Source organism: Brachyspira suanatina, assembly GCF_001049755.1.
Lineage (GTDB): Bacteria > Spirochaetota > Brachyspiria > Brachyspirales > Brachyspiraceae > Brachyspira > Brachyspira suanatina.
Map to the genome: position 1 here is coordinate 1,745,870 of NZ_CVLB01000001.1, position 20,500 is coordinate 1,766,369.

Consider the following 20,500-nt stretch of genomic DNA (forward strand, 5'->3'; position numbering starts at 1 on the left):
TCCTTAAAAATTATAATTATAAACATAATATACTATAATCAATAATTTTTCAATAGTTTATATATTTTTTTAATATCATTTATAATACTGCAAAATCACTAAAAATTATAAATTTTATATTTTAGGTATTTAAATTTTGTGTAAAAAGATGTATCATTTTTTTTAAAATTAATTAACATAATATTAAATTAATAAGTAAAAAATATACTAAAAAATACCGTTATTTATACTATTGATAAAAATTTTTTGTTAATATAATATTAATAATAATTCTTAAGAGGTAAAAGGTTTATTTATGAATTTTTTAGAAATAGAATTAAATAAAGATAAAAAAATAATAAGCGAAGATTTTAAATATAGGAAAAGATTAATAGTAGTATTTATAATATCAATATTGGTTGCTGCTTTATTATTAATAAGATTATTCTATTTACAAATAATACAAAATGAGCATTATGACAGTTTAGCAAGAAACAATAAAGAACAAATAATACCTATAGATGCATATCGAGGAGAAATTTACGATAGAAATGGTGTTATAGTAGCAGAAAATATCAAAACATACACAATGTATATGATACCTGTTTATTTACCTAAAAATTATTTTGAAAGAGAAGAATTATTATACAGAGTTTCTAAAGTATTTAATATAGATTTAGGACATATAAAATCAAGTTTAGAAAAAGTATCAAAAAACAGCTATGAATCAGTAGAGATATCAGAAAATATATCTATGTCTCAAATGAGTTATTTGGCTGAAAGATCTGAAGAGTATCCTGGAGTATATTATGGAAGTAAGTCCATTAGGCATTATCCTCTTGGTGAAACAATGACGCATGTATTGGGATATATAGGAAACATATCTCAGGAAGAATTTGAAAGCAAACAGGCTGAAGGATACAGAAGAAACAGTGTAATAGGTAAAGAAGGAGTTGAACAATTTTACGATAAAGAACTTAGAGGAATAGACGGTTATGAGCAATGGATAGTTGACTCAAGAAACAGAGTAAAAGAAACTATAACTCCAGCAATAGGAAAGCCTATACCGGGAAAAAAACTCATATTAAGTATAGATTCTAAAGTACAGAAAGATGCGGAAGATTTAATAAAAGGACAGGTAGGAACTATAATAGTATCAAAACCTACTACAGGTGAAATACTAGCTATGGTAAGTTCTCCTTGGTATGATCCTAACATCTTTATAGGTAAAATAGACAGACAAAAATATGCAGAACTTATAAATAACCCAGCAAACCCATTCTGGAATAAAGCTATAAGAGGAAGATATCCTCCGGGGTCTACATTCAAGCTTGTAACTGCTGTAGGTGCATTAACTGAAAAAAGAATAGGAGTTAATACTACAAGATACTGTGGAGGCGGTATGCTTCTTGAAAATAGATTCTATAGATGTACAGGACAGCATGGCTATGTAAATATGTATAAAGCTATTCAGTTTTCATGCAACACATATTTCTATAACCTAGCTTATGAATTAGGACCTAATTTCATTAAAAGATATGCTGAAATGTTAGGTTTCGGTGATACTACAGGCATAGATTTACCAGGTGAAAAGGTTGGTGTTGTTCCTAGTGCTGATTGGAAAAGAAGAAAAATTGGGGAGTATTGGTGGGATGGTGATACTATTCAATACGTTATGGGACAAGGATATATGTCTGCTACTCCTATAGCTGTACATATGGCTACTTCAGCTATAATAAATGACGGAGTAATGTACAGACCTCATGTTGTTAAAGAAATAAGAAGTTCTCAAACAGATGAACTTATATACAATAATGATAAAGTAATAATAAAGAAATTAGATATAGATAAGAATATATTTACAGTAGTAAAAGAAGGTATGAGAATGGCTGTAACAGGAGGTACTGCTAGAAATGGTGCTTGGTCTCCTAATATTAAATTAGCTGCAAAAACAGGTACAGCTCAAAACGCACAAGGTAAAGACCATACTTGGGTGACAATATTCGGACCTTATAATCCTAGACCTACTGATGATATGATAGCCGTTACAGTTATGCTTGAGCATAGTGGTGGTGGCGGCGGTACTACTGCTGGCCCTATTGCTACTGCAATGCTTCGTTCTATATTAGGCGGAGAGGATGCTGTAGAAGCTAGAAACGTTATTTATGCTAGAATGCAGTATATATATCAACAGATAAGACTTGCAAGAGAAAAAATGAGAGCAGAGGCAGAAGCTCAGGAAAACGGAGAAACTTTAGAAAATATTAATGGGGAACAGCAAAAACAAGAAGAAAAAACTGAAGAAGACGAGAGGATAAAATATGAATGATAAAAAAGAATTAAAAAAATTATTTGTCTTCGATTGGAAAATATTAGCAGCTGTTATATTTTTAATGGTTACTGGGGCTATAGCGGTATATTCTTCTACATATTCTCCAGAATCTGGAAAAACTAGCTGGATGTTTTTGAAATTTATATTTTTCTGCGCCACAGGTATAGTATTAATATTTATAAGTATGTTTATAAATTATACTAAATTAGCAGAACATAGAATGTCTTTATATATACCTATGCTTGGAGTTCTTATTCTAGTTTTAATACCTGGAGTAGGAACTACAGTAAACGGCAGCAGCAGCTGGTTATTTGGTATGCAGCCTTCAGAATTTGGTAAAATAGTAGTTATAATATTCCTAGCAGGTTATTTAGATCAAATAGGAGATAGAATAAAAGAGATTAAATATTTTGCTTTAGCTGGACTTTTTATTTCAATACCTATAGGATTAGTATTGCTTCAACCTGACTTGGGTACTGTACTTGTATATTGTTTTATAGTATTCATAATGCTTTTTGTGGGCGGCGTTCCTACAAGATATATTATAGCTTTAATAAGTATAGGTGTTATAGGACTTTCAATACCTATGTTTCTTGAATATAAAAGAATGTCTGATGATATAGATAATATTTTATTTAACTTCTTATCTCAAAGAATATATATAGGTTATTTAGCAGGTATATTTTTATTTGTATCGGCTCTACTCCTTACATTGAATTTCTATATGAATAGTAAATATGTAGGATTATTAGCATTTACTTTCTTTGTATTATTCTTATGTATGGGAGCAGCATTAACTTTTGACATAGGATTAAAAGAGTATCAAAAGCAAAGATTATTAGTATTTATGAACCCTCAATTAACCAGATTAAGTTCAGGTTATAATATTATACAATCTCTTATAGCTGTTGGAAGCGGAGGATTATTTGGAGAAGGATTTTTGAATGGAAGTCAGTCACAATTAAACTTCATTCCGCAGCAGGTAAATGACTTCATATTCTCAAATATATGTGAAGAATGGGGATTTATAGGAAGTGCTTTAGTAGTTTTAGCTTATGCTGTTATATTTATAAGAGGAACAATGGCTGCATATTTTGCTAAGGATAGACTCGGAGCTTTGATAGTGTCAGGAGTTATAGCTATGTTCTTATGCCATGTTATTATTAATATAGGAATGGTTGTGGGAATGATGCCTATCACAGGATTGACTTTGCCTTTTATAAGCAGCGGTGGTTCATCTATATGGACTTTTGCAATATCAATAGGTTTAATATTTAATGTAGAAGCAAGAAGGTATGTTCATTAAAAGTTTGAGTTATGAAAAATAATATTTTGACAGAAAAAATTTTAATTGTAGATTCTAATATAGACTATGCTAAATTCCTTCAGAATTTTTTGAAAGAATCAGGATATTTATCATACATAGCTTTATCTTATGAAGAGGCTATTAATATGTCTTATGATAAAATACCTGACTGTATATTAGTTGATTATATGCTTCCTAATGCCGGAGCATGCCGACTTTCACAGCACATAAAAAATGATAATATATTAAAAAATATCACTATACTTTTTTTAACAGCAACTAACAGCAAATCTGAATTTCTAAAAGCGTATGAATGCGGTGCGGATGGTTTTTTCTTAAAGTCATTAGATACAGATATTCTATTATCAAAAGTTAAATCATATATAAGATTAAAAAAAGTTATAGAATCTAATATAATGTATATGAATATGTTAAAACAGGATATTGAATATGCATCAAAATTGCAGAAATCCATACTCTCTTATGGAAATACTTCAATACCTAAAAATGATATATCTATTTTTCATTATGCTCCTAATGAGGTTTCCGGAGATTACAGCGGAATAAAGAGTATTAATGATGGTTGGTACGCCATACTTTTAGCAGATGTTTCCGGACATGGTGTAGCTGCCAGTATGCTTACTATATTAATAAAATCTTTTTTTGATTCACATATTGTAACTAATTCTCATAATACTTCTCCTTCCAATTTTATAAAAGAGTTAAATCAATTCTTTATAGAAGAAAATTTTGATAAAAATCTATTTGCCTCTGTATTTTATGCTACATATAATAATGAAACAGGAGAATTAATATGTTCATCTGCAGGATCTCCTAGGCCGCTATTTAAATCTAAAGATGAAATACAGGAAATTGATATAGGCGGCCCTTTAATTGGAATGACAGAAGATATTGAATACACTGAAACTAAAATACAATTAAATCATAATGATATATTGTTCATATTCACAGATGGTGCTTATGAAATATTTGATAAAGATGGTAAAATGTTTGGAGATGAACTTTTAAAAAATGTATTCATAAAACATTCACATAAAGATGTTAATGTAATAAAAGACAGTATAATAAAAGAATTAAAATCATTTTCAGATAATATATTATCAGATGATATAAGTATGATAATACTAAGAAGAACTAATTAAATAAAAAGACAAATCATACATTATCAATCAATATAAAATATATTATATCACAATAACTGCATCTTTTTATAAAAAATCAAATTTTATTTACATATTTAATTGACATGTAAAAATATTTTTCTATACTAAGTTAATAAATGGAGTATAGGAGTATGTAAATGAACAATGAAGTAAAAGTAACACACACATTAGCAGACCCTTCGCCGTATGGTTTATTTGGTCTTGCTGTAATCACATTTGTAGCATCCACACAAAAATTGGGTATTACTACAGGTGTATCAGGTCTCATACCTTGGGCTATATTTTTAGGATGTATTCCTCAATTTGTAGCAGCCATTGTTGACTTTAAAAAAGACAATGTATTTGGGGCAACTGTATTCGGAGCTTTCGGAGTATTTTGGTTTGCAGTGGCATTTATTTGGCTTACATCTATGGGAGTATTTGGAGAAGCTATGAAAAATTCTCTTGATATGAAGCAATTTGGTGTGGTATGTATAGGATATTTATTTCTTGTAGGTGCTTTAACTTTCGGCGCTGCTGAAGCTCATAAAGTTTTATTCTTTATATTTCTTGCTGTAGATGTATTACTTATAGCTATGGCTTTAAATTATTTAGGAATAGCCCCTAAAGAAACTCAACTTATAGCTGGAATAGCTGAATTTGTTACTGCTTTAATAGGTTTTTATGGATGTGCTGCCGGAGTATTAAATAAAAACTTAGGAAGAGTAGTATTACCTGTTGGAAAACCTCTAGGAATATTCAAAAAATAGTATAGTAAAAAAGGTCATATAAGGTCATATATAGTAATTATATATGGCCTTTTTTATATAATATTTTTATCTAAATAATAAAAAAATATGATAACTAAATATTTTATTATTACGATAATAATTATGATAACAAAATATTAGTTGACATATTATTGTTTTTTCTATATTATGTTATTATAATATTTATCTATTGCAATAAGGTGATTAAAGGTTATGAAATTAAAAATAGGAATTTTAACTATAGTAAACTTAATAGCATTTATAGCACTATTATATATGTTTGATATATTCGGTGTTGTTAATTATTATACTTTAATGCGTAATAAAATAGCACCAAATGTACCAGGTTTTTTAACAAAATTCACTCAAAAACCTAGAGTAGAAGATATGACTCTTTTAGCAAGAGAAGATCTAAATAAAATGAGAGAGTCATTCAACTTAAGAGAAAAAGATTTGCAGGCTCAGGAGTCTTTAATAGCAAGCAGAGCAATAGAATTGAATACTCAATCTGAATTGATAGAACAAGACAGACAAAATCTTTTAAATGCTTGGTCTAATTATCAAGCTACTATGGACGAGTCTTCTCAGTATCAATTAGTATTGACAGATTTAGCTAATAAAATCAATAGTATGCCTCCTCAAAACTCTGTTGCTTTACTTAATCAGTTAGCTGCTAATGGATCTGATGATTTGATCATAGATGTATTATTAGAAATGGACTCTATAGCTGCTGCTGAAGGCAGAAATAGTACAACTTCTTATCTTTTGAGCTTGATGGATCCGAATGTTGCTGCTAGAATATTAGAGAAATATGAAGCAAGATCTAATCCTGGAAATAATACAGTACCTTCTTCACCTAATGACTTCCCTAATTATTTACCTGATGAGATGAATAATGACGCTATGCTTAATGAAGGCATAATGGATATGGGAGCATAAAACTTTATATTAAAAATAATGAGCCGTTTCTAAATATTTAGAAGCGGCTTTTTTATTTTAACTGAATTTAATAAATTAATATTGACAAATAAAGGCTTATAGGGTATAACTTCATTTATGATAATTGGAGGTTTTTATATATGCTAAGATTAGCATTAATGTTTGTTATATTATTTTCTTTTAATCTTTATTCTCAAAATATTGATGATAAGCCTATGAAAATAAATAAAAATTACTTCACTGATGATGGTAATTTGAAAAACAATAGGAATTTATCTGTTTATGCCATTAGGAAAATTAGATTCACAGATAAATCATCTTATGAAATGATAATATTAAAAAATAATTATTGGTATTATTACAGTCTATTTCAAATAGAACAAAACAATAAATACAATTATATCGGAACTATTGCTTTTAAAAGTTTTAATCAAACAGAAGGACTTGTTGGAAATATAGTTTATAAAGATAATTTCTTCACTGTAGAGCATACTGTTATGTCTAATCTAAAAATGTATATAACATTCAAATATAATGATGACAAAAAAATATATTTAGATAAAGCTAGCATGATTGTAGAACTTGTTGATAATAGCAGCACAGCAAATACTAATGAAACAACAACTACTGCTAAACAGGTTAATGGTAATGTAGTACCTAATAAGATTTTATACGAAGATGTTACAATGGATATGATATCAAAATTATTGAGTCTTGATTTATAATTATATTTTGGAAATAATTAATTATTAAAAGATAGATATATAATAAAAAATACAATATCAAAATCATTAAATATAGAGCTGTAATAGTATGAGAGCATTTTTAGCATTAAACTTAAATCAAGAAATAAAAAATAAATATTCTAATATACTTAGAATAAATGAAAATATAGCAGAATTAAAAAAAGTATCAAAAGATAAAATGCATATAACATTAGCATTCTTTGATAATATAAAAGAAGAACAAATAGAATTAATAAAAAAAGAAGTGATAAACTCCTCACCTACTCCATTTAATATAAACTTTGAAAATATTTCTTACTTTACAAATAAATTCAAAGACATAAATGTAATATTTGTAAAAGCAGTAAGCGAGGAATTAAAAAACTATGTAAAATCTTTAAGAAGCAATTTATATAATATAAAAAATCTTAAATACGACAGAAAAGATTTTAAATCTCATATCACATTAGCAAGAGTTAAAAAAGTTTATGATAATGAAAAATTAAAAGAAAATATTGAAGAAACAGAATTTACTCCATTATCTTTTATAGCCGATTCTATCACTTTATATTCAAGCGACTTTTACAATTATACAGAAATTTTCACTATCAATTTTTAGTTATAACATAATTATTCTATGATATAGCTGTCAACTATCTCACCATAATAAGCAATATGATAATCTTTATTAGAACCGTAGAAACTGCTTTCAACATCTTGAGGATAGAAAGATTTTTTAATACTATCAGGTATTTGTAAATCATCTTGTTTTTGTTTGTATATAACCTTACATTCAAGAGTCAAAGGAAGTTCTTTTAATCCAGGAACAGAAACTATATTAGAATCTTCTAAAGTTAAATTAAGTTCTTTAATTTTATCTGCATTAAGTCCTGATTTAGTGCCGCATACTTTTATGATATTTCTATCTATATTATCAACAGGAATATTCACTGTAAACTCAGAATTTTCATCTAATAGTTTTCTTGTATATCTATTCTCTCTTATAAAGATTATAAATATATTTTTATTCCATTCTATTCCCAAACATCCCCAAGAAACAGACATACTATTTACTTTTTCATTAGATTTAGTTGTTATTAGAACACCTTTTTTTACTTCTTTAAGTATATGGCTTGCATAATCTAAAACATCTATTTTCTTTTTCATTTCAATTACACTCCTTAAAAATTAGAAAAATTGTATAATAAATAATATAAAAAACAATGCATTAAATAAATATTTTTTGAAATTTAATATTATTTACATTTTTGTCAATTAAAGTATAATTAAAAAAATAAACATAATATTTAATAATTATAAAGGCAAATTAATTTATGAATAAAATAAATAGAATATATATAGGCTATCCTCCATTTGAAAGCGACAGAGGAGTAGCATTATTATCACAGAACAGACAATTTCAATGGTTCAAAAGCCCTACATATATTTATCCAGTTGTTCCTGCAACTGCTGCAACTATGATTAAAAATGCAGGTTATAATGTAGATTTCATTGATGCTATAGCTAGAAATATGACTACTAAAGAATGGTATCAATATTTAGAAGCAAATACACCTGATTTATTATTCTTTGAAGTTAAGACTCCTGTTATATATAAAGCTTGGAAAATAGTTGATGATTTGAAAGAAAAATATCCTAATATGATTGTTGTTATTGCTGGAGATCATGTTACTGCTATGCCTGATGAAACAATGAATAACTGTAAAGTGGATTATTTACTTACAGGCGGAGATTATGATTTCTTGCTTTTAAATTTAATAGAATATTTAAATGGAAAAGCTCAATTAGAAAAAGGCATATATTACAGAGAATCAAATACTATAAAAAATACAGGATTCTTTGAATTAAGACATGATTTAAAAAGCCTTCCATTCATAGACAGAGATTTGACTCAGTGGCAAAGATACGCTTATGATAATGGAAACTTCAAACGCATACCAGGAACTTATATAATGGCTGGAAGAGACTGCTGGCATCATAGATGTACCTTCTGTTCTTGGACTGGCATATATACAAATTTCCGTGCTAGAACCGCTGAAAATGTTGTTGATGAAGTAGACTTTCTTTACAATAAATATAATATAAGAGAGATAATGGACGATACAGGTTGTTTTCCTGTAAAGAAATGGCTTAATGATTTCTGTAATTATATGATAGATAAGAAGCTTAATAAAAAAGTTAATATTGACTGCAATATGCGTTTTGGAGCTTGTAATGAAGATGAATACAGACTAATGAAAAAAGCAGGATTCAGATTTTTATTATTTGGTTTAGAATCTGCAAGTCAAAATACATTAGACAGACTCATAAAAGGAAATAAAGTTGAAGAAATACTTCCCTCTTGTAAAGCAGCTTCTGATGCAGGACTTTCTCCACATATTACAGTAATGCTTGGATATCCTTGGGAAACTGAAGAAGATATTGAAAAAACTTATGAGCTTACTAAAAAACTTCTTCTAAAAGGTTATGCTAAAACAATGCAGGCAACAATAATAATTCCATATCCTGGTACTGAATTATTTAATCAATGCAAAAGAGAAAATTGGCTTACTACAGAAAATTGGGAAGATTATGATATGCGTACTGCTATAATGAAAACTAATGTAGGAGAAGAAAAAATAAAATGCTGGATACAAAAACTTTATAATCTTAGTTTTACTCCTCAATTTTTAATGCATAAGGTATTATCCATTAGAGATTTAGATGATATAAAATATTATTTAAGAGCATTTAAAAAAGTATCAAAAGGGCATTTAAAAGATTTTTCTTAAATATTATAAAGCTATGATTTTTATATATAATAAATATCATAGCTTTAATTTTATATTTATTACTCTTTTATATATTTATATACAGCTAAAACTTCATCGCCCCATATTTTAACAGCATTTTGCGGTATAGGTTTATTTTTTCCTTCTTTTACATCCTCCCATTTTCCCTCAAAAAAATACATATCTCTATTATAAATAAAATATGTTAATTTTGCATTTTCATTCATATTCCATTTATCACTAATTCCATACATATCTGAGGCTAAATTATAAAGCTCTGCGATAGTAGAAAGAGTTCTTATGCTGCCTAAAGAAAACTCATTACCATTCGCATCTTTGATTATAGCCTCCATTAAATTCTTATGATTATCATAACTATACTGTTTCATATATAGATTTACAGATCTTACAATTTGAAGCGAGAAAGCAACACTCACTAAAATGGCCAATATAGGTAAAATAGTTTTTAATTTTATTAATTTACCTTCTTCTATATTCTTTATACAAATTAACATAGGTACAAAAGATAAAGCAAACACATTATAAATATAATGAAAAGTACCCGGCTTTGATTTAGCTATAAAAAATACAAATAATGTTGTAGGTACATATATTAAATATAATATCATACTTTCTTTCAGCATAATATCTATAATATCATTAACTTTATAATCTTTTGATAATAGCTTTTTAGTAGAATATATGAATGAATATATAGAAAATACAGCTGTAAGTAATAGCATCAATCCACCAAAAAGTAAAAAAGGATTATTTTTAAACCAGAAATAAAGTATTGCATTAGTTCTTCCATAAAATATAGACATTTCTGTTGTAGGATATATAAGCATGCAGTAGATTTGAGGAAGACCTACAAATTTTCCTCCCTCTCTAAATGAGATCATTGATAATGTATTGGAAAAGCCGTTATTAATCTCACTAATTAAATAAGGCAAATACAATAAAAATGATATAAATACGCTAAGTAAAAGAGGAACTATATATTTTTTTGTAAGCTTTTTAAATCTTACTATATGATATACTATTAATGTTGGTACTATAGAGAAAAATACTCCAAAATGACATTGCGCCATTAAAGCAATTACAGGATACATCAATAATGCTGAAATATATGAATATTTACCATCGATAACATATTCACAAAATAATATAAACAATATAAATGATAAATATATCATAATATTAGGATTGTAAATATCTATACTAGCAAAAAATAAATATGCATTGCATAATATTAAAGCTGACAATACGGATGCCATATATTTTCCAAATCTTTTATAAAACCAAAATAAAAATATCGCTAAAATAAACAAGCATAAAATCATAAATATTACACGAGATAGTACAAAATTTTCATTCGTAATTTTATATAATAATGTATATACAATATAATAAAATCCTCCTGGCATTCTAGGTGTATAATCAGCATCGGCACTCCACATTTTTGTTCCTACTGTAGGAAATGTATCATTATTATAAAAACTGACCATATCATCATATTGCTTAAATTGGTCAAAATCTGCTTTAGCTTTTGGAAAAGCATAAATATGTATTATTATTGTTAAAATTACTGGAATTATAAATGCACTATATATAGCTATATTTTTTTTCACTTTTCAAATCCTTTACAATAGTTATTTAATTATTTTTTTTATTATATATTCAGGTCTTTTTTTCATTTCATTAAAAATATTGGCAAGATACTCACTTATAACAGATAATGAAATAAGCTGTACTCCTCCAACAAAAAGAATTGTTATTATAATAGAGGCCCATCCTTTAACTAATTCTTGAGAATCAAACAAATATAGGTAAAATACTCTTATAGAAAATCCTATAGCAATAAATATTGCCAATATACCAAAAAAAAGAGATATTCTTAAAGGTTTAACAGAAAAAGATAAAATACCTGTAATAGCTAATTTTAACATTTTCTTAAAAGTATATTTTGTATTACCTGCTGCCCTTGCATCTCTCTCATATTCAAAAGCTTTCTGCTCAAATCCCATCCAGCTTATTAAACCTCTAATATATTTAGGATTTTCTCCAAAAGATTTATATGCTTCTATAACATTTTTATCAATCAATCTGAAATCACCAGTATCAACAGGAAATTTAACTTCTGATAATAAATTAATCAAACGGTAAAATATTGAAGCTGTTAGTTTTTTAAAAATAGATTCGCCTTTTCTTGATATTCTTTTTCCATAAATAATAGGAGTTTTACTATTCTCATATTCTTCTATCATATCTGGTATAATTTCAGGCGGGTCCTGCAAATCAGCATCTATTATAACAGCAATATCTCCTAAAGCATTATGAATACCGCAGCTTACAGCAGCCTGATGCCCAAAATTTCTAGAAAAAGAAAAAAGTTTAACTCTGTTATCATTAACGCTAAAATTTTCTATAATTTTTTCTGTTTTATCTTTACTTCCATCATTTACAAAAATAAATTCACATTCATAATTAACTAACTTTTCAGAAACTTTATTAATTCTTTCATAAAGTGTATCTAAGACTTCTTCTTCATTATAACATGGAATTATTATACTTATTTTCATAAAGTACCCCATATAAAAATATTGTTTATATTATACTATATTAATAAAAAAATTAAAATGTTTTTATTAATATAGTATTTATATTATAATTAATTCATGTTATACTATATAAAATATTATTTGTTTTATATTAAAATAATATGTTTTAATAAAAGGAGTATTTATTATGGCTAGAGTTAAATTTATGGAATATGAGGAAGCTCAGGGAAAAGTAAAAGAAGCTTTCGATTATCAATTAAAAAAAAGCGGCAATGTTACAAATATGAAAAAAGCATTATTAAATGACTATGCTACTTATGAAGCATTTATGGGTTGGTATGTTTCATTCGATAGATTAGTAGAAGTTGTAGGTAAAAGAGCTGCTATGATATTGGCTCATTCTGTTTCTACTACTAACGGATGTATGCTTTGTTCTTTATTCTTTATCAGAGATTTAAAAGCTATAGGAGATGATCCTAAAAATCTTAAACTTGATGAAAAAGAACAATTATTATCACAATTAGGTATGCAGATGGTTAAAGACCCTAATGGTGTTACTGATGAACTTATGAATAATCTTAAAAAACATTTCAATGATTCTGAAATAGTTACTATAGTTGGTTTTGCAGCTCAAATGATGGCTACTAATAATTTCAATGCTGTATTAAAAATAGATTTAGATGAATCTTTGATACCTATACAAGGCGAGTTTGAAAAAGAGACTTGGAGAGCAAAAAATAATTAATATTAAAATATAAAAACAAGGGGGAATAATTCTCCTTGTTTTTTTATTATTCTATAACATATATCTTTAATTATTCAAGTAAGTTTCTATTTAGACAATTTTTTTAAAGCTTCTTCTTTATTATTCTTAGCCTTTTCATAATTAGAATCTATCTCTATGGCTTTATCATAATCTTTTACAGCTTCTTCATATAATCCAATACTATATTTAGCAAATCCTCTGTTATTATAAGCATCTGCAGATTTAGGGGTTAATTCTATAACCTTATCGTAATTTTTAATTGCCTCTTCATAATCTGATAAATTATAATATGAAAGAGCCCTATTATAATAAGCATTTACATTATTATTATCTAATTCTATTACTATATCATAATCTTTTATAGCCTCATTATGAAGCTCCATATTATTTTTTGCAACTGCTCTGTTATAATATGCATCAATATATTTAGGCTCTATATTTATTGCTGTATTAAAATCTTCTACAGCTTCTTCATATAAACCTAATGCACTTTTTGCATTTCCCCTATTATTGTATGCATAAAAATATTTAGGTGATAATTCTATAGCTTTATCAAAATCTTTTATAGCTTCTTCATAAAGTCCTAAATTATATTCTGCTGTTCCTCTATTATTATAAGCATCTATATATTCATCATATATTTCTAATGCTTTATTTATATCTATTATAGCTTCATTATACAAACCTAATCCTATTTTGCATGCTCCTCTATTATTATAAGCATAAGAACTATTGGCATTAGAAATTTCTAAAACTTTATTATAATAAGTAATAGCTTCCTCATATAATCCTATACTTCTCTTAGCATCCCCTATTCCATTATAGGCATATACTTCCGTATCATCTAACTCCAACACTTTTTTATAATCTTCTATAGCTTCAATATATTTTTTTGACATCAATTTTATAAATGCCCTATCTATATAAGCATCTATATTTCTGCTATCCAACACAATAGCTTTATCAATATCTTTTATGGCTTCTTCATAATAACCTAAATTACCTTTAGCATATCCTCTATCATCATAAGCCTTTGAATGAGTAGGTACTAGTTCTATAACTTTATCATAATCTTTTATAGCTTCTTCATAATAACCTAAATTGCATTTACAATTTGCTCTATTATAATAGAGTTCAGAATAGTTTTCATCAATTTCTATACCTCTACTATAGTAATTAATAGATTCTTCATATAAGCCCATAGCCTGTTTAGAAAGTCCCAAATAATTATATATTTCAGAATTATTAACATCTTCTTCTAATGCTTTAATGAATAACTCTGATGCTTTTTCAAACTGAGTTTCTCTAAATAATTGCAAACCTTTTTCAAAGTATGACATTATATCTTCCTTTATTAATAAAAATTGTTCGCACATAATCTCTGACAAGTAAACTTGCCAGACGCTCACAATTTTTATTTTAAAAATTATTTATTATTGCTAGCTATAAACTTTTTATTATTAATAAAAATTGTTCGCACATAATCTCTGACAAGTAAACTTGCCAGACGCTCACAATTTTTATTTTAAAAATTATTTATTATTGCTAGCTATAAACTTTTTATTATTAATAAAAATTGTTCGCACACAATCTCTGACAAGTAAACTTGCCAGACGCTCACAATTTTTATTTTAAAAATTATTTATTATTGCTAGCTATAAACTTTTTATTATTAATAAAAATTGTTCGCACACAATCTCTGACAAGTAAACTTGCCAGACGATCACAATTTTTATTTTAAAAATTATTTATTATTGCTAGCTATAAACTTTTTATTATTAATAAAAATTGTTCGCACACAATCTCTGACAAGTAAACTTGCCAGATGTTCACAATTTTTATTTTAAAAATTATTTATTATTGCTAGCTATAAACTTTTTATTATTAATAAAAATTGTTCGCACACAATCTCTGACAAGTAAACTTGCCAGATGTTCACATTTTTTTATTTTGAAAGTATCTGGTAACTAAAGTTATCAGCTGCTCGTTTATAGCCTTAAAATTAATACTATTTATAATATATTTATTACAATGATAAATATATTATAAATAAATTTATCAAACTATAACAAAATTACTTTTTATATAATTTTATCTTATTGCTAATAAAATCAATTATTTTATTCTATTATAGATAAATAAACTTAACAAATTTTATAATATTCAAAAATTATTATTTTGATTGATTATTAAAATATTTCTTCTTATTTCTAAATCTTAAACGTACAACTCTAAATAAAGCTTCTGCTATGATATTTTTAGACATTTTTGATTGTCCGCTTCTTCTTTCATAAAATATTATAGGTTCTTCTTCTACTTTATAACCATTACTCTCAAAAGAATAATTCATCTCTATCTGAAAAGAGTATCCAGCTGAAAGTATATTATCAAAATTCATATTTTTTAATACAGATACTCTAAAACATTTAAATCCGCCAGTAATATCCATAATTTTAGAACCCAACACAAATGATGCATATCTATTTCCATAATATGAAAGAAAAAGTCTTCTCAGAGGCCAATTTACAACACTTATACCATTACAGTATCTTGATCCTATTAATAAATCTAATTTTTCATTTTCCATTCTTTCTATAAATATAATAACAAAATTAGGATCATGAGAGAAATCTGCATCCATCTCTATTACATAATCAGGATTGTATTGAAATGAATGTTTAAATCCAGCAATGTATGCAGGTCCTAATCCTTCTTTCTTTTCTCTTTTCAGCAAATGCACTCTATTATTTGATAAATATTTTTCTACAACACTTGCAGTACCATCTGGGCTATTATCATCAACAACTAAAATTTCTATATATTCAGGTAATGATAATACTTTATTAAGCATTTTTTCTATATTATCTTTCTCATTATATGTAGGTAATACTATAATGGCTTTCATTTTATATCTGATTCTCTCCTATTCCTTTTTTGTATTTTTGTTGTTTTTTGCACATTTTTTTTAATATAATTATCTATATTAAACATTATATATTTAACATACCTTACATATGATGTTCTAGGATCTATTATATTTTTATATGAGAATATTTCATTATTATCTATAGTATAAAATACAATATCTCCAAAGAGAATAATATCATTATCATCTATGGCATTATCCATACCCATTAGATTGATTTTTATTCCAACTGATATAGATGTGTCTATGATTTTATATCCAACTATATATGAATTCTCATAATCTAATTCCATATCAAGAGAATCACTCAAATTCTTAAAAGTTTTTATTTTTACTTCTTTATTTCTATATTTTACAATAATATTTTCTTTTATATCATCATCTTCAAAAGAGAAATTAATATTTTGCATTTGATTAAATGGCTGTTTTATTTTAAAATCTGTTAATAACTGCTTAGATTTTTTTATTTCTTCATCTGTCATTTCTACAGGACTTGCCAATGATAATTTATAATTTTTATTTAATTTAACTTCTTCATTATTTTCTATTGAAAAGAAGGTATTTGATTTTCTATCATATTTAACTTGTTGTAATATTTTGTCATTTTTATTATATATAGTCCATATAAAAATATCTGCCAATGTACTCATAATATAATTTTCTGCAAATAATTTTTTCCAATCATCTGAGATCCATTTTTTACCTGTCATTAATGCTTTGTTGAGTCTTGATGCTTGAAATTTATATGTAACTTTTATATTATTTTTTATGCTGTAAAATTCATCTAATAAATTTTTACTTATATTATGATATTTATCTATTTTGGATACATATTCTTTTTTCTTATTATCGAATATTTTTTCAATATCTAATTTTTCATTTATATACAATGTGAAAGAATAATAATCATCTTTTAATAATTTCTTACCTTCTTTGTCTATTCCAAAATCAAGTATTATATTATCAGATAGTTTATCTTCTGAAATATCCAATTTTTTTGCTGCAGCTTTAAATGCTAATTTTGAAGTATTTTTTATTTGATAATATTTAAAATTATTTGATATATAATCAATAAGAATAAGAGAATAAAGACTTCCATTAAAAGCTAATGTAGATATTGCATAATTAGCTAGAGATATTCTTCCTGATTCGCACCATTCTTTCAAATTATATCCAACTTTTTCTATTTTATAGTCTGATTCATATACTAAATATGGAATCATTACATATTTATAGGTTGTGTCAGCACCTTCAAATATCCATCTATCATATATAGTTTTTATTACATTAATAAATGAATTAAAATCAAAATACGAGATTATTTTATCTAGATCTTTTATTTTTGTAGGAGCTTTTAATCTTGAATATTCTAAATATATATATTTAATTATAATTATAGGTATATTTTGATTAGAATCTTTGCTTTTTACTCCATACAATAAAGATTCATCTAAGCATAATAAATTTTTTTCAAATTTTTTATTATAGTTCTTATTTACAAAATTTACTATACTGTCAATATCTTTAAAACCAGAATTAATTATTTTTTTATTTTTCCATCTTTTTAATATATCTCTGGCTAAATCATTATCCAAAGTTTTTAAATATTCATAGGATTCTTTTTTCTTACGGTTAATTATTTTTATTGCAGCTTTTCTTATATTTTGAGATTTATTTTCTAAAAGTGAGCATAATATTTTACTTGATCCGAAATCTATTTCTTTACTGTAAAGTTCATTTAAAAATGGTATAAAGTTTTTACTGTTTTTGGTAACTCTTTTAACAAAATTTTTATTTGTAAATAAACTTTCAAAATATTCAGAATTCTTTTTAATAAGAGAGTAAAAGAAACTATTAAACTCTCTATTTTTTATCTGAACAGCAAATGAATCATAGTATGATATTCTATCATTATAAGAATAAAAGAATATATAAGAAATAATAATATCAGCCAAAGTTACATTAAGATTAGTTAAATAGTCTAAACTTTCCTGATATGTTGTAGCAAATCCTTCTTTTCTTATCAACATCAAATAGGTTAATGCCTTGTAACTATTTGTTTTAAGTATTATATTAAGAAGTTTTTTAGATTTTTTTGAATAATCTGACAATAACAAAATATAATATATTCTATAATTATTTAATATTGAACTTTTTATAAATTCTATATCATTATTACTAGGTGCTTTCTTTATATGATACGGCGTATAAGGCTTCAAAGCACTGAAATAACCGAATGCTGATTTTTTTACATGGAATTTTTTTATTAAATCGTATCTCTTATCATCTTCGTATATTATATCATCATTTATTACAGTAATACTATTTGGAGTACCTAAATGTTCAACTACATTATATTTAACATAATAAGAGTCATATATTTTCTGCATCAATAAATCTATTTTTTTATCAGCAATTTTTAAATTAGCTTTTTCATCTTCATTTCTTAATAGGATTGCTGTTAATATTAAATATATTCCGCAGTTATTACTAGTCTCTAATATTTTATATAATGAATAGAAATATTCTTTATCTTTATTATAAGTATAATTAGCCTCTCTTAGAAAATCCAAAGCATATATATCATTTTCTACTATTCCTCTATTGATAATACATATTTCTTTTTCTAAGTTGTATCCTTCATACCTTTTACTAAATAGAGAACTATTAAATTTTTCCATAAATTACTCTTTAATGTATTTTAAAAATCATTATTATTATACTATTAATCAAGCAAATAATAAATACTATATTAATTTACATGTTTTTAACTGCTAATTGTCCGCATCCTGCTAATATTTCTTGACCTTGTTTAAATCTTTCCACAACTTCTATTCCATTATCTTTTAATATGGATTTAAATCTTAATATAATATCTTTATTAGGTCTTTGTAATTCAGGAGCATGTTCCACAGGATTCATAGGTATAACATTAACTTTGAAAGGAAATTCTTTCTTTAAATTTACGAGTCTGTATGCATCATTAACAGAATCATTAACATCTTTTATAAGCACCCACTCAAAAGTAATCATTCTTTTACCATTTCTGCTGTATCTTTTAAGTATTGCCATAAGATTTTCTATAGGATATCTTTTATTAATAGGCATAATTTTATCTCTTACATCATTTTTTAATGAATGTAAAGAAACAGCCAATCTGCAATCCAAATCTCTTTCTATTAACTGCTTTATTCCTGCAACTTCTCCTGATGTTGATATTGTAATATGTCTTATGCCTAAATTAAAACCTTTAAATGAATTTATAGTATCTATTGCTTTAAAAAGGTTTTTAGTATTAGCTAAAGGCTCCCCCATACCCATAAATACTATAGAATTTACCTTTTTTGTTACAGCTCTCATAAGTAAAAATTCAGCAAGTATCTCATCAGCTGTAAGATTTCTTGATAGTCCCATACTTCCTGTAGCACAAAAAGCACATCCATAACCGCATCCTACCTGAGATGATAAACAGAAAGTTACCCTGTCTTTTTTATTCAATATAACTGATTCTATTTTTTTCTTATCGTACAGGGAAATTAGCAACTTTTGTGTTCCATATTCATCTTCTGATATAGTTTCTATTTTTGAATTGTGAATAAAATAGTATTCATCTAATAAATTTCTCAAATTCTTAGGTATATTGCTCATATCCTCAAAACTTATAGCATACTTTTTATATATCCAATTAAGTATTTGTGAGGCATGGAATTTAGGAAAATTATTTTCTATACAGAATTTAGATAATTCATCTTCTGAAACATTCATTATAGATATTTTTTTAGCCATATTTTAATAGTTAATAACCTCTTTAACTGTATTAAAATTATAATAGCTGATAACATTATTATTCATAAGCTATCAGCTAATTAATTTTTAAAAATTCATCGTATTATAAAAATATTTTATTGCTTATAACCTATAAGCTATTATTTAACCCCTCAGCAGCTTTTATTAGGAGTGCTTCCTGAATTACCGCTTGATGAACTAGAGCCGCCTTTATTTTTATAATCATTAACATAGAATCCTTTTCCTTTAAAAATGATACCGCTATTTAAAGATATCATTCTTTTTGCCTCGCTTCCGCATTCAGGGCAAGTCGCTTTAGCTTCAGCGGTTATTGATTGAAATTCTTCAAATTCATGTCCGCATTTTTCACATTTATATTCATAAGTAGGCATAATTTTTTCCTTTTTAAACTAAAAATTAAATTATAATTTAATAATATATTATTTAAACAAAAA

At 26.0% G+C, this 20,500-nt stretch carries 17 protein-coding genes; 9 read left to right on the forward strand and 8 right to left on the reverse strand.

Features of this window, described 5'->3' with window-relative positions:
- The first annotated feature begins 295 nt into the window (after positions 1 to 295).
- The 7 genes from mrdA (at position 296) to thpR (ending at position 7,833) form a co-directional block, all read left to right on the forward strand.
- The gene (gene mrdA, locus BRSU_RS07495) at positions 296 to 2,308 is read left to right on the forward strand and encodes a penicillin-binding protein 2 (protein ID WP_048594747.1); all 2,013 of its coding nucleotides are present in this window, start codon (positions 296 to 298) and stop codon (positions 2,306 to 2,308) included.
- Complete coding sequence (locus BRSU_RS07500; protein WP_048594748.1) at positions 2,301 to 3,617, forward strand: FtsW/RodA/SpoVE family cell cycle protein; 1,317 nt, start codon at positions 2,301 to 2,303, stop codon at positions 3,615 to 3,617. Before mrdA ends, BRSU_RS07500 begins: the two co-directional genes overlap by 8 nt.
- Before the next feature lie 11 nt (positions 3,618 to 3,628).
- On the forward strand, positions 3,629 to 4,780 hold the full coding sequence (locus BRSU_RS07505) for a fused response regulator/phosphatase (RefSeq protein WP_048594749.1): 1,152 nt from the start codon (positions 3,629 to 3,631) through the stop codon (positions 4,778 to 4,780).
- 158 nt (positions 4,781 to 4,938) lie between these two features.
- A complete protein-coding gene (locus tag BRSU_RS07510; protein ID WP_048594750.1) occupies positions 4,939 to 5,550 on the forward strand; it encodes an acetate uptake transporter in 612 nt (203 codons plus the stop codon).
- 213 nt (positions 5,551 to 5,763) lie between these two features.
- On the forward strand, positions 5,764 to 6,489 hold the full coding sequence (locus BRSU_RS07515) for a periplasmic-type flagellar collar protein FlbB (RefSeq protein WP_048594751.1): 726 nt from the start codon (positions 5,764 to 5,766) through the stop codon (positions 6,487 to 6,489).
- Positions 6,490 to 6,629: 140 nt separating this feature from the next.
- Positions 6,630 to 7,214, forward strand: coding sequence for a hypothetical protein (locus BRSU_RS07520; protein ID WP_048594752.1), 585 nt, complete (start codon positions 6,630 to 6,632; stop codon positions 7,212 to 7,214).
- An 88-nt stretch (positions 7,215 to 7,302) separates the two neighbouring features.
- The gene (gene thpR / locus BRSU_RS07525) at positions 7,303 to 7,833 is read left to right on the forward strand and encodes an RNA 2',3'-cyclic phosphodiesterase (protein WP_048594753.1); all 531 of its coding nucleotides are present in this window, start codon (positions 7,303 to 7,305) and stop codon (positions 7,831 to 7,833) included.
- Positions 7,834 to 7,844: 11 nt separating this feature from the next.
- On the opposite strand, the gene BRSU_RS07530 is transcribed toward thpR, so the two are convergent.
- Positions 7,845 to 8,381, reverse strand: coding sequence for a flavin reductase family protein (locus BRSU_RS07530; protein WP_048594754.1), 537 nt, complete (start codon positions 8,379 to 8,381; stop codon positions 7,845 to 7,847).
- 167 nt (positions 8,382 to 8,548) lie between these two features.
- Between BRSU_RS07530 and BRSU_RS07535 the strand changes: the two genes are divergently transcribed.
- The gene (locus BRSU_RS07535) at positions 8,549 to 10,006 is read left to right on the forward strand and encodes a B12-binding domain-containing radical SAM protein (protein ID WP_048594755.1); all 1,458 of its coding nucleotides are present in this window, start codon (positions 8,549 to 8,551) and stop codon (positions 10,004 to 10,006) included.
- 59 nt (positions 10,007 to 10,065) lie between these two features.
- Here the strand turns inward: BRSU_RS07535 and BRSU_RS07540 are convergent, their stop codons facing one another.
- Together BRSU_RS07540 and BRSU_RS07545 are read right to left on the reverse strand one after the other, a co-directional pair.
- Positions 10,066 to 11,637, reverse strand: coding sequence for a hypothetical protein (locus BRSU_RS07540; RefSeq protein WP_048594756.1), 1,572 nt, complete (start codon positions 11,635 to 11,637; stop codon positions 10,066 to 10,068).
- 21 nt (positions 11,638 to 11,658) lie between these two features.
- Positions 11,659 to 12,588: a glycosyltransferase family 2 protein gene (locus BRSU_RS07545; protein WP_048594757.1), complete on the reverse strand. Its 930-nt coding sequence runs from the start codon at positions 12,586 to 12,588 to the stop codon at positions 11,659 to 11,661.
- 166 nt (positions 12,589 to 12,754) lie between these two features.
- Here BRSU_RS07545 and BRSU_RS07550 point away from each other — a divergent pair, with 166 nt between their 5' ends.
- Positions 12,755 to 13,312 carry a carboxymuconolactone decarboxylase family protein gene (locus BRSU_RS07550; RefSeq protein ID WP_048594758.1) on the forward strand — a complete coding sequence of 186 codons (558 nt, stop codon included), beginning with the start codon at positions 12,755 to 12,757 and terminating at the stop codon, positions 13,310 to 13,312.
- An 86-nt stretch (positions 13,313 to 13,398) separates the two neighbouring features.
- Here BRSU_RS07550 and BRSU_RS07555 read toward each other — a convergent pair whose 3' ends face one another.
- From BRSU_RS07555 to BRSU_RS07575, 5 genes are all read right to left on the reverse strand, one after another.
- On the reverse strand, positions 13,399 to 14,673 hold the full coding sequence (locus BRSU_RS07555; protein ID WP_048594759.1) for a tetratricopeptide repeat protein: 1,275 nt from the start codon (positions 14,671 to 14,673) through the stop codon (positions 13,399 to 13,401).
- An 833-nt stretch (positions 14,674 to 15,506) separates the two neighbouring features.
- Entirely contained in the window at positions 15,507 to 16,238 is a 732-nt protein-coding gene (locus tag BRSU_RS07560) for a polyprenol monophosphomannose synthase (protein ID WP_048594760.1), read from the reverse strand.
- Complete coding sequence (locus BRSU_RS07565; protein WP_048594761.1) at positions 16,235 to 18,940, reverse strand: DUF4132 domain-containing protein; 2,706 nt, start codon at positions 18,938 to 18,940, stop codon at positions 16,235 to 16,237. Before BRSU_RS07565 ends, BRSU_RS07560 begins: the two co-directional genes overlap by 4 nt.
- A gap of 76 nt (positions 18,941 to 19,016) precedes the next feature.
- Positions 19,017 to 20,045: a dual-specificity RNA methyltransferase RlmN gene (gene rlmN / locus BRSU_RS07570; protein ID WP_048594762.1), complete on the reverse strand. Its 1,029-nt coding sequence runs from the start codon at positions 20,043 to 20,045 to the stop codon at positions 19,017 to 19,019.
- Between the two features lie 152 nt (positions 20,046 to 20,197).
- Positions 20,198 to 20,437, reverse strand: a complete 240-nt coding sequence (locus BRSU_RS07575) for an FmdB family zinc ribbon protein (RefSeq protein ID WP_012670330.1) — start codon at positions 20,435 to 20,437, stop codon at positions 20,198 to 20,200.
- Positions 20,438 to 20,500: the final 63 nt, after the last annotated feature.

Bases quoted from the DNA above. Each gene is read 5' to 3' on its own strand.
- mrdA (WP_048594747.1), top strand. From the start codon at position 296: ATGAATTTTTTAGAAATAGAATTAAATAAAGATAAAAAAATAATAAGC.
- BRSU_RS07500 (WP_048594748.1), top strand. From the start codon at position 2,301: ATGAATGATAAAAAAGAATTAAAAAAATTATTTGTCTTCGATTGGAAA.
- BRSU_RS07505 (WP_048594749.1), top strand. From the start codon at position 3,629: ATGAAAAATAATATTTTGACAGAAAAAATTTTAATTGTAGATTCTAAT.
- BRSU_RS07510 (WP_048594750.1), top strand. From the start codon at position 4,939: ATGAACAATGAAGTAAAAGTAACACACACATTAGCAGACCCTTCGCCG.
- BRSU_RS07515 (WP_048594751.1), top strand. From the start codon at position 5,764: ATGAAATTAAAAATAGGAATTTTAACTATAGTAAACTTAATAGCATTT.
- BRSU_RS07520 (WP_048594752.1), top strand. From the start codon at position 6,630: ATGCTAAGATTAGCATTAATGTTTGTTATATTATTTTCTTTTAATCTT.
- thpR (WP_048594753.1), top strand. From the start codon at position 7,303: ATGAGAGCATTTTTAGCATTAAACTTAAATCAAGAAATAAAAAATAAA.
- BRSU_RS07530 (WP_048594754.1), bottom strand. From the start codon at position 8,381: ATGAAAAAGAAAATAGATGTTTTAGATTATGCAAGCCATATACTTAAA.
- BRSU_RS07535 (WP_048594755.1), top strand. From the start codon at position 8,549: ATGAATAAAATAAATAGAATATATATAGGCTATCCTCCATTTGAAAGC.
- BRSU_RS07545 (WP_048594757.1), bottom strand. From the start codon at position 12,588: ATGAAAATAAGTATAATAATTCCATGTTATAATGAAGAAGAAGTCTTA.
- BRSU_RS07550 (WP_048594758.1), top strand. From the start codon at position 12,755: ATGGCTAGAGTTAAATTTATGGAATATGAGGAAGCTCAGGGAAAAGTA.
- BRSU_RS07555 (WP_048594759.1), bottom strand. From the start codon at position 14,673: ATGTCATACTTTGAAAAAGGTTTGCAATTATTTAGAGAAACTCAGTTT.
- BRSU_RS07560 (WP_048594760.1), bottom strand. From the start codon at position 16,238: ATGAAAGCCATTATAGTATTACCTACATATAATGAGAAAGATAATATA.
- BRSU_RS07565 (WP_048594761.1), bottom strand. From the start codon at position 18,940: ATGGAAAAATTTAATAGTTCTCTATTTAGTAAAAGGTATGAAGGATAC.
- rlmN (WP_048594762.1), bottom strand. From the start codon at position 20,045: ATGGCTAAAAAAATATCTATAATGAATGTTTCAGAAGATGAATTATCT.
- BRSU_RS07575 (WP_012670330.1), bottom strand. From the start codon at position 20,437: ATGCCTACTTATGAATATAAATGTGAAAAATGCGGACATGAATTTGAA.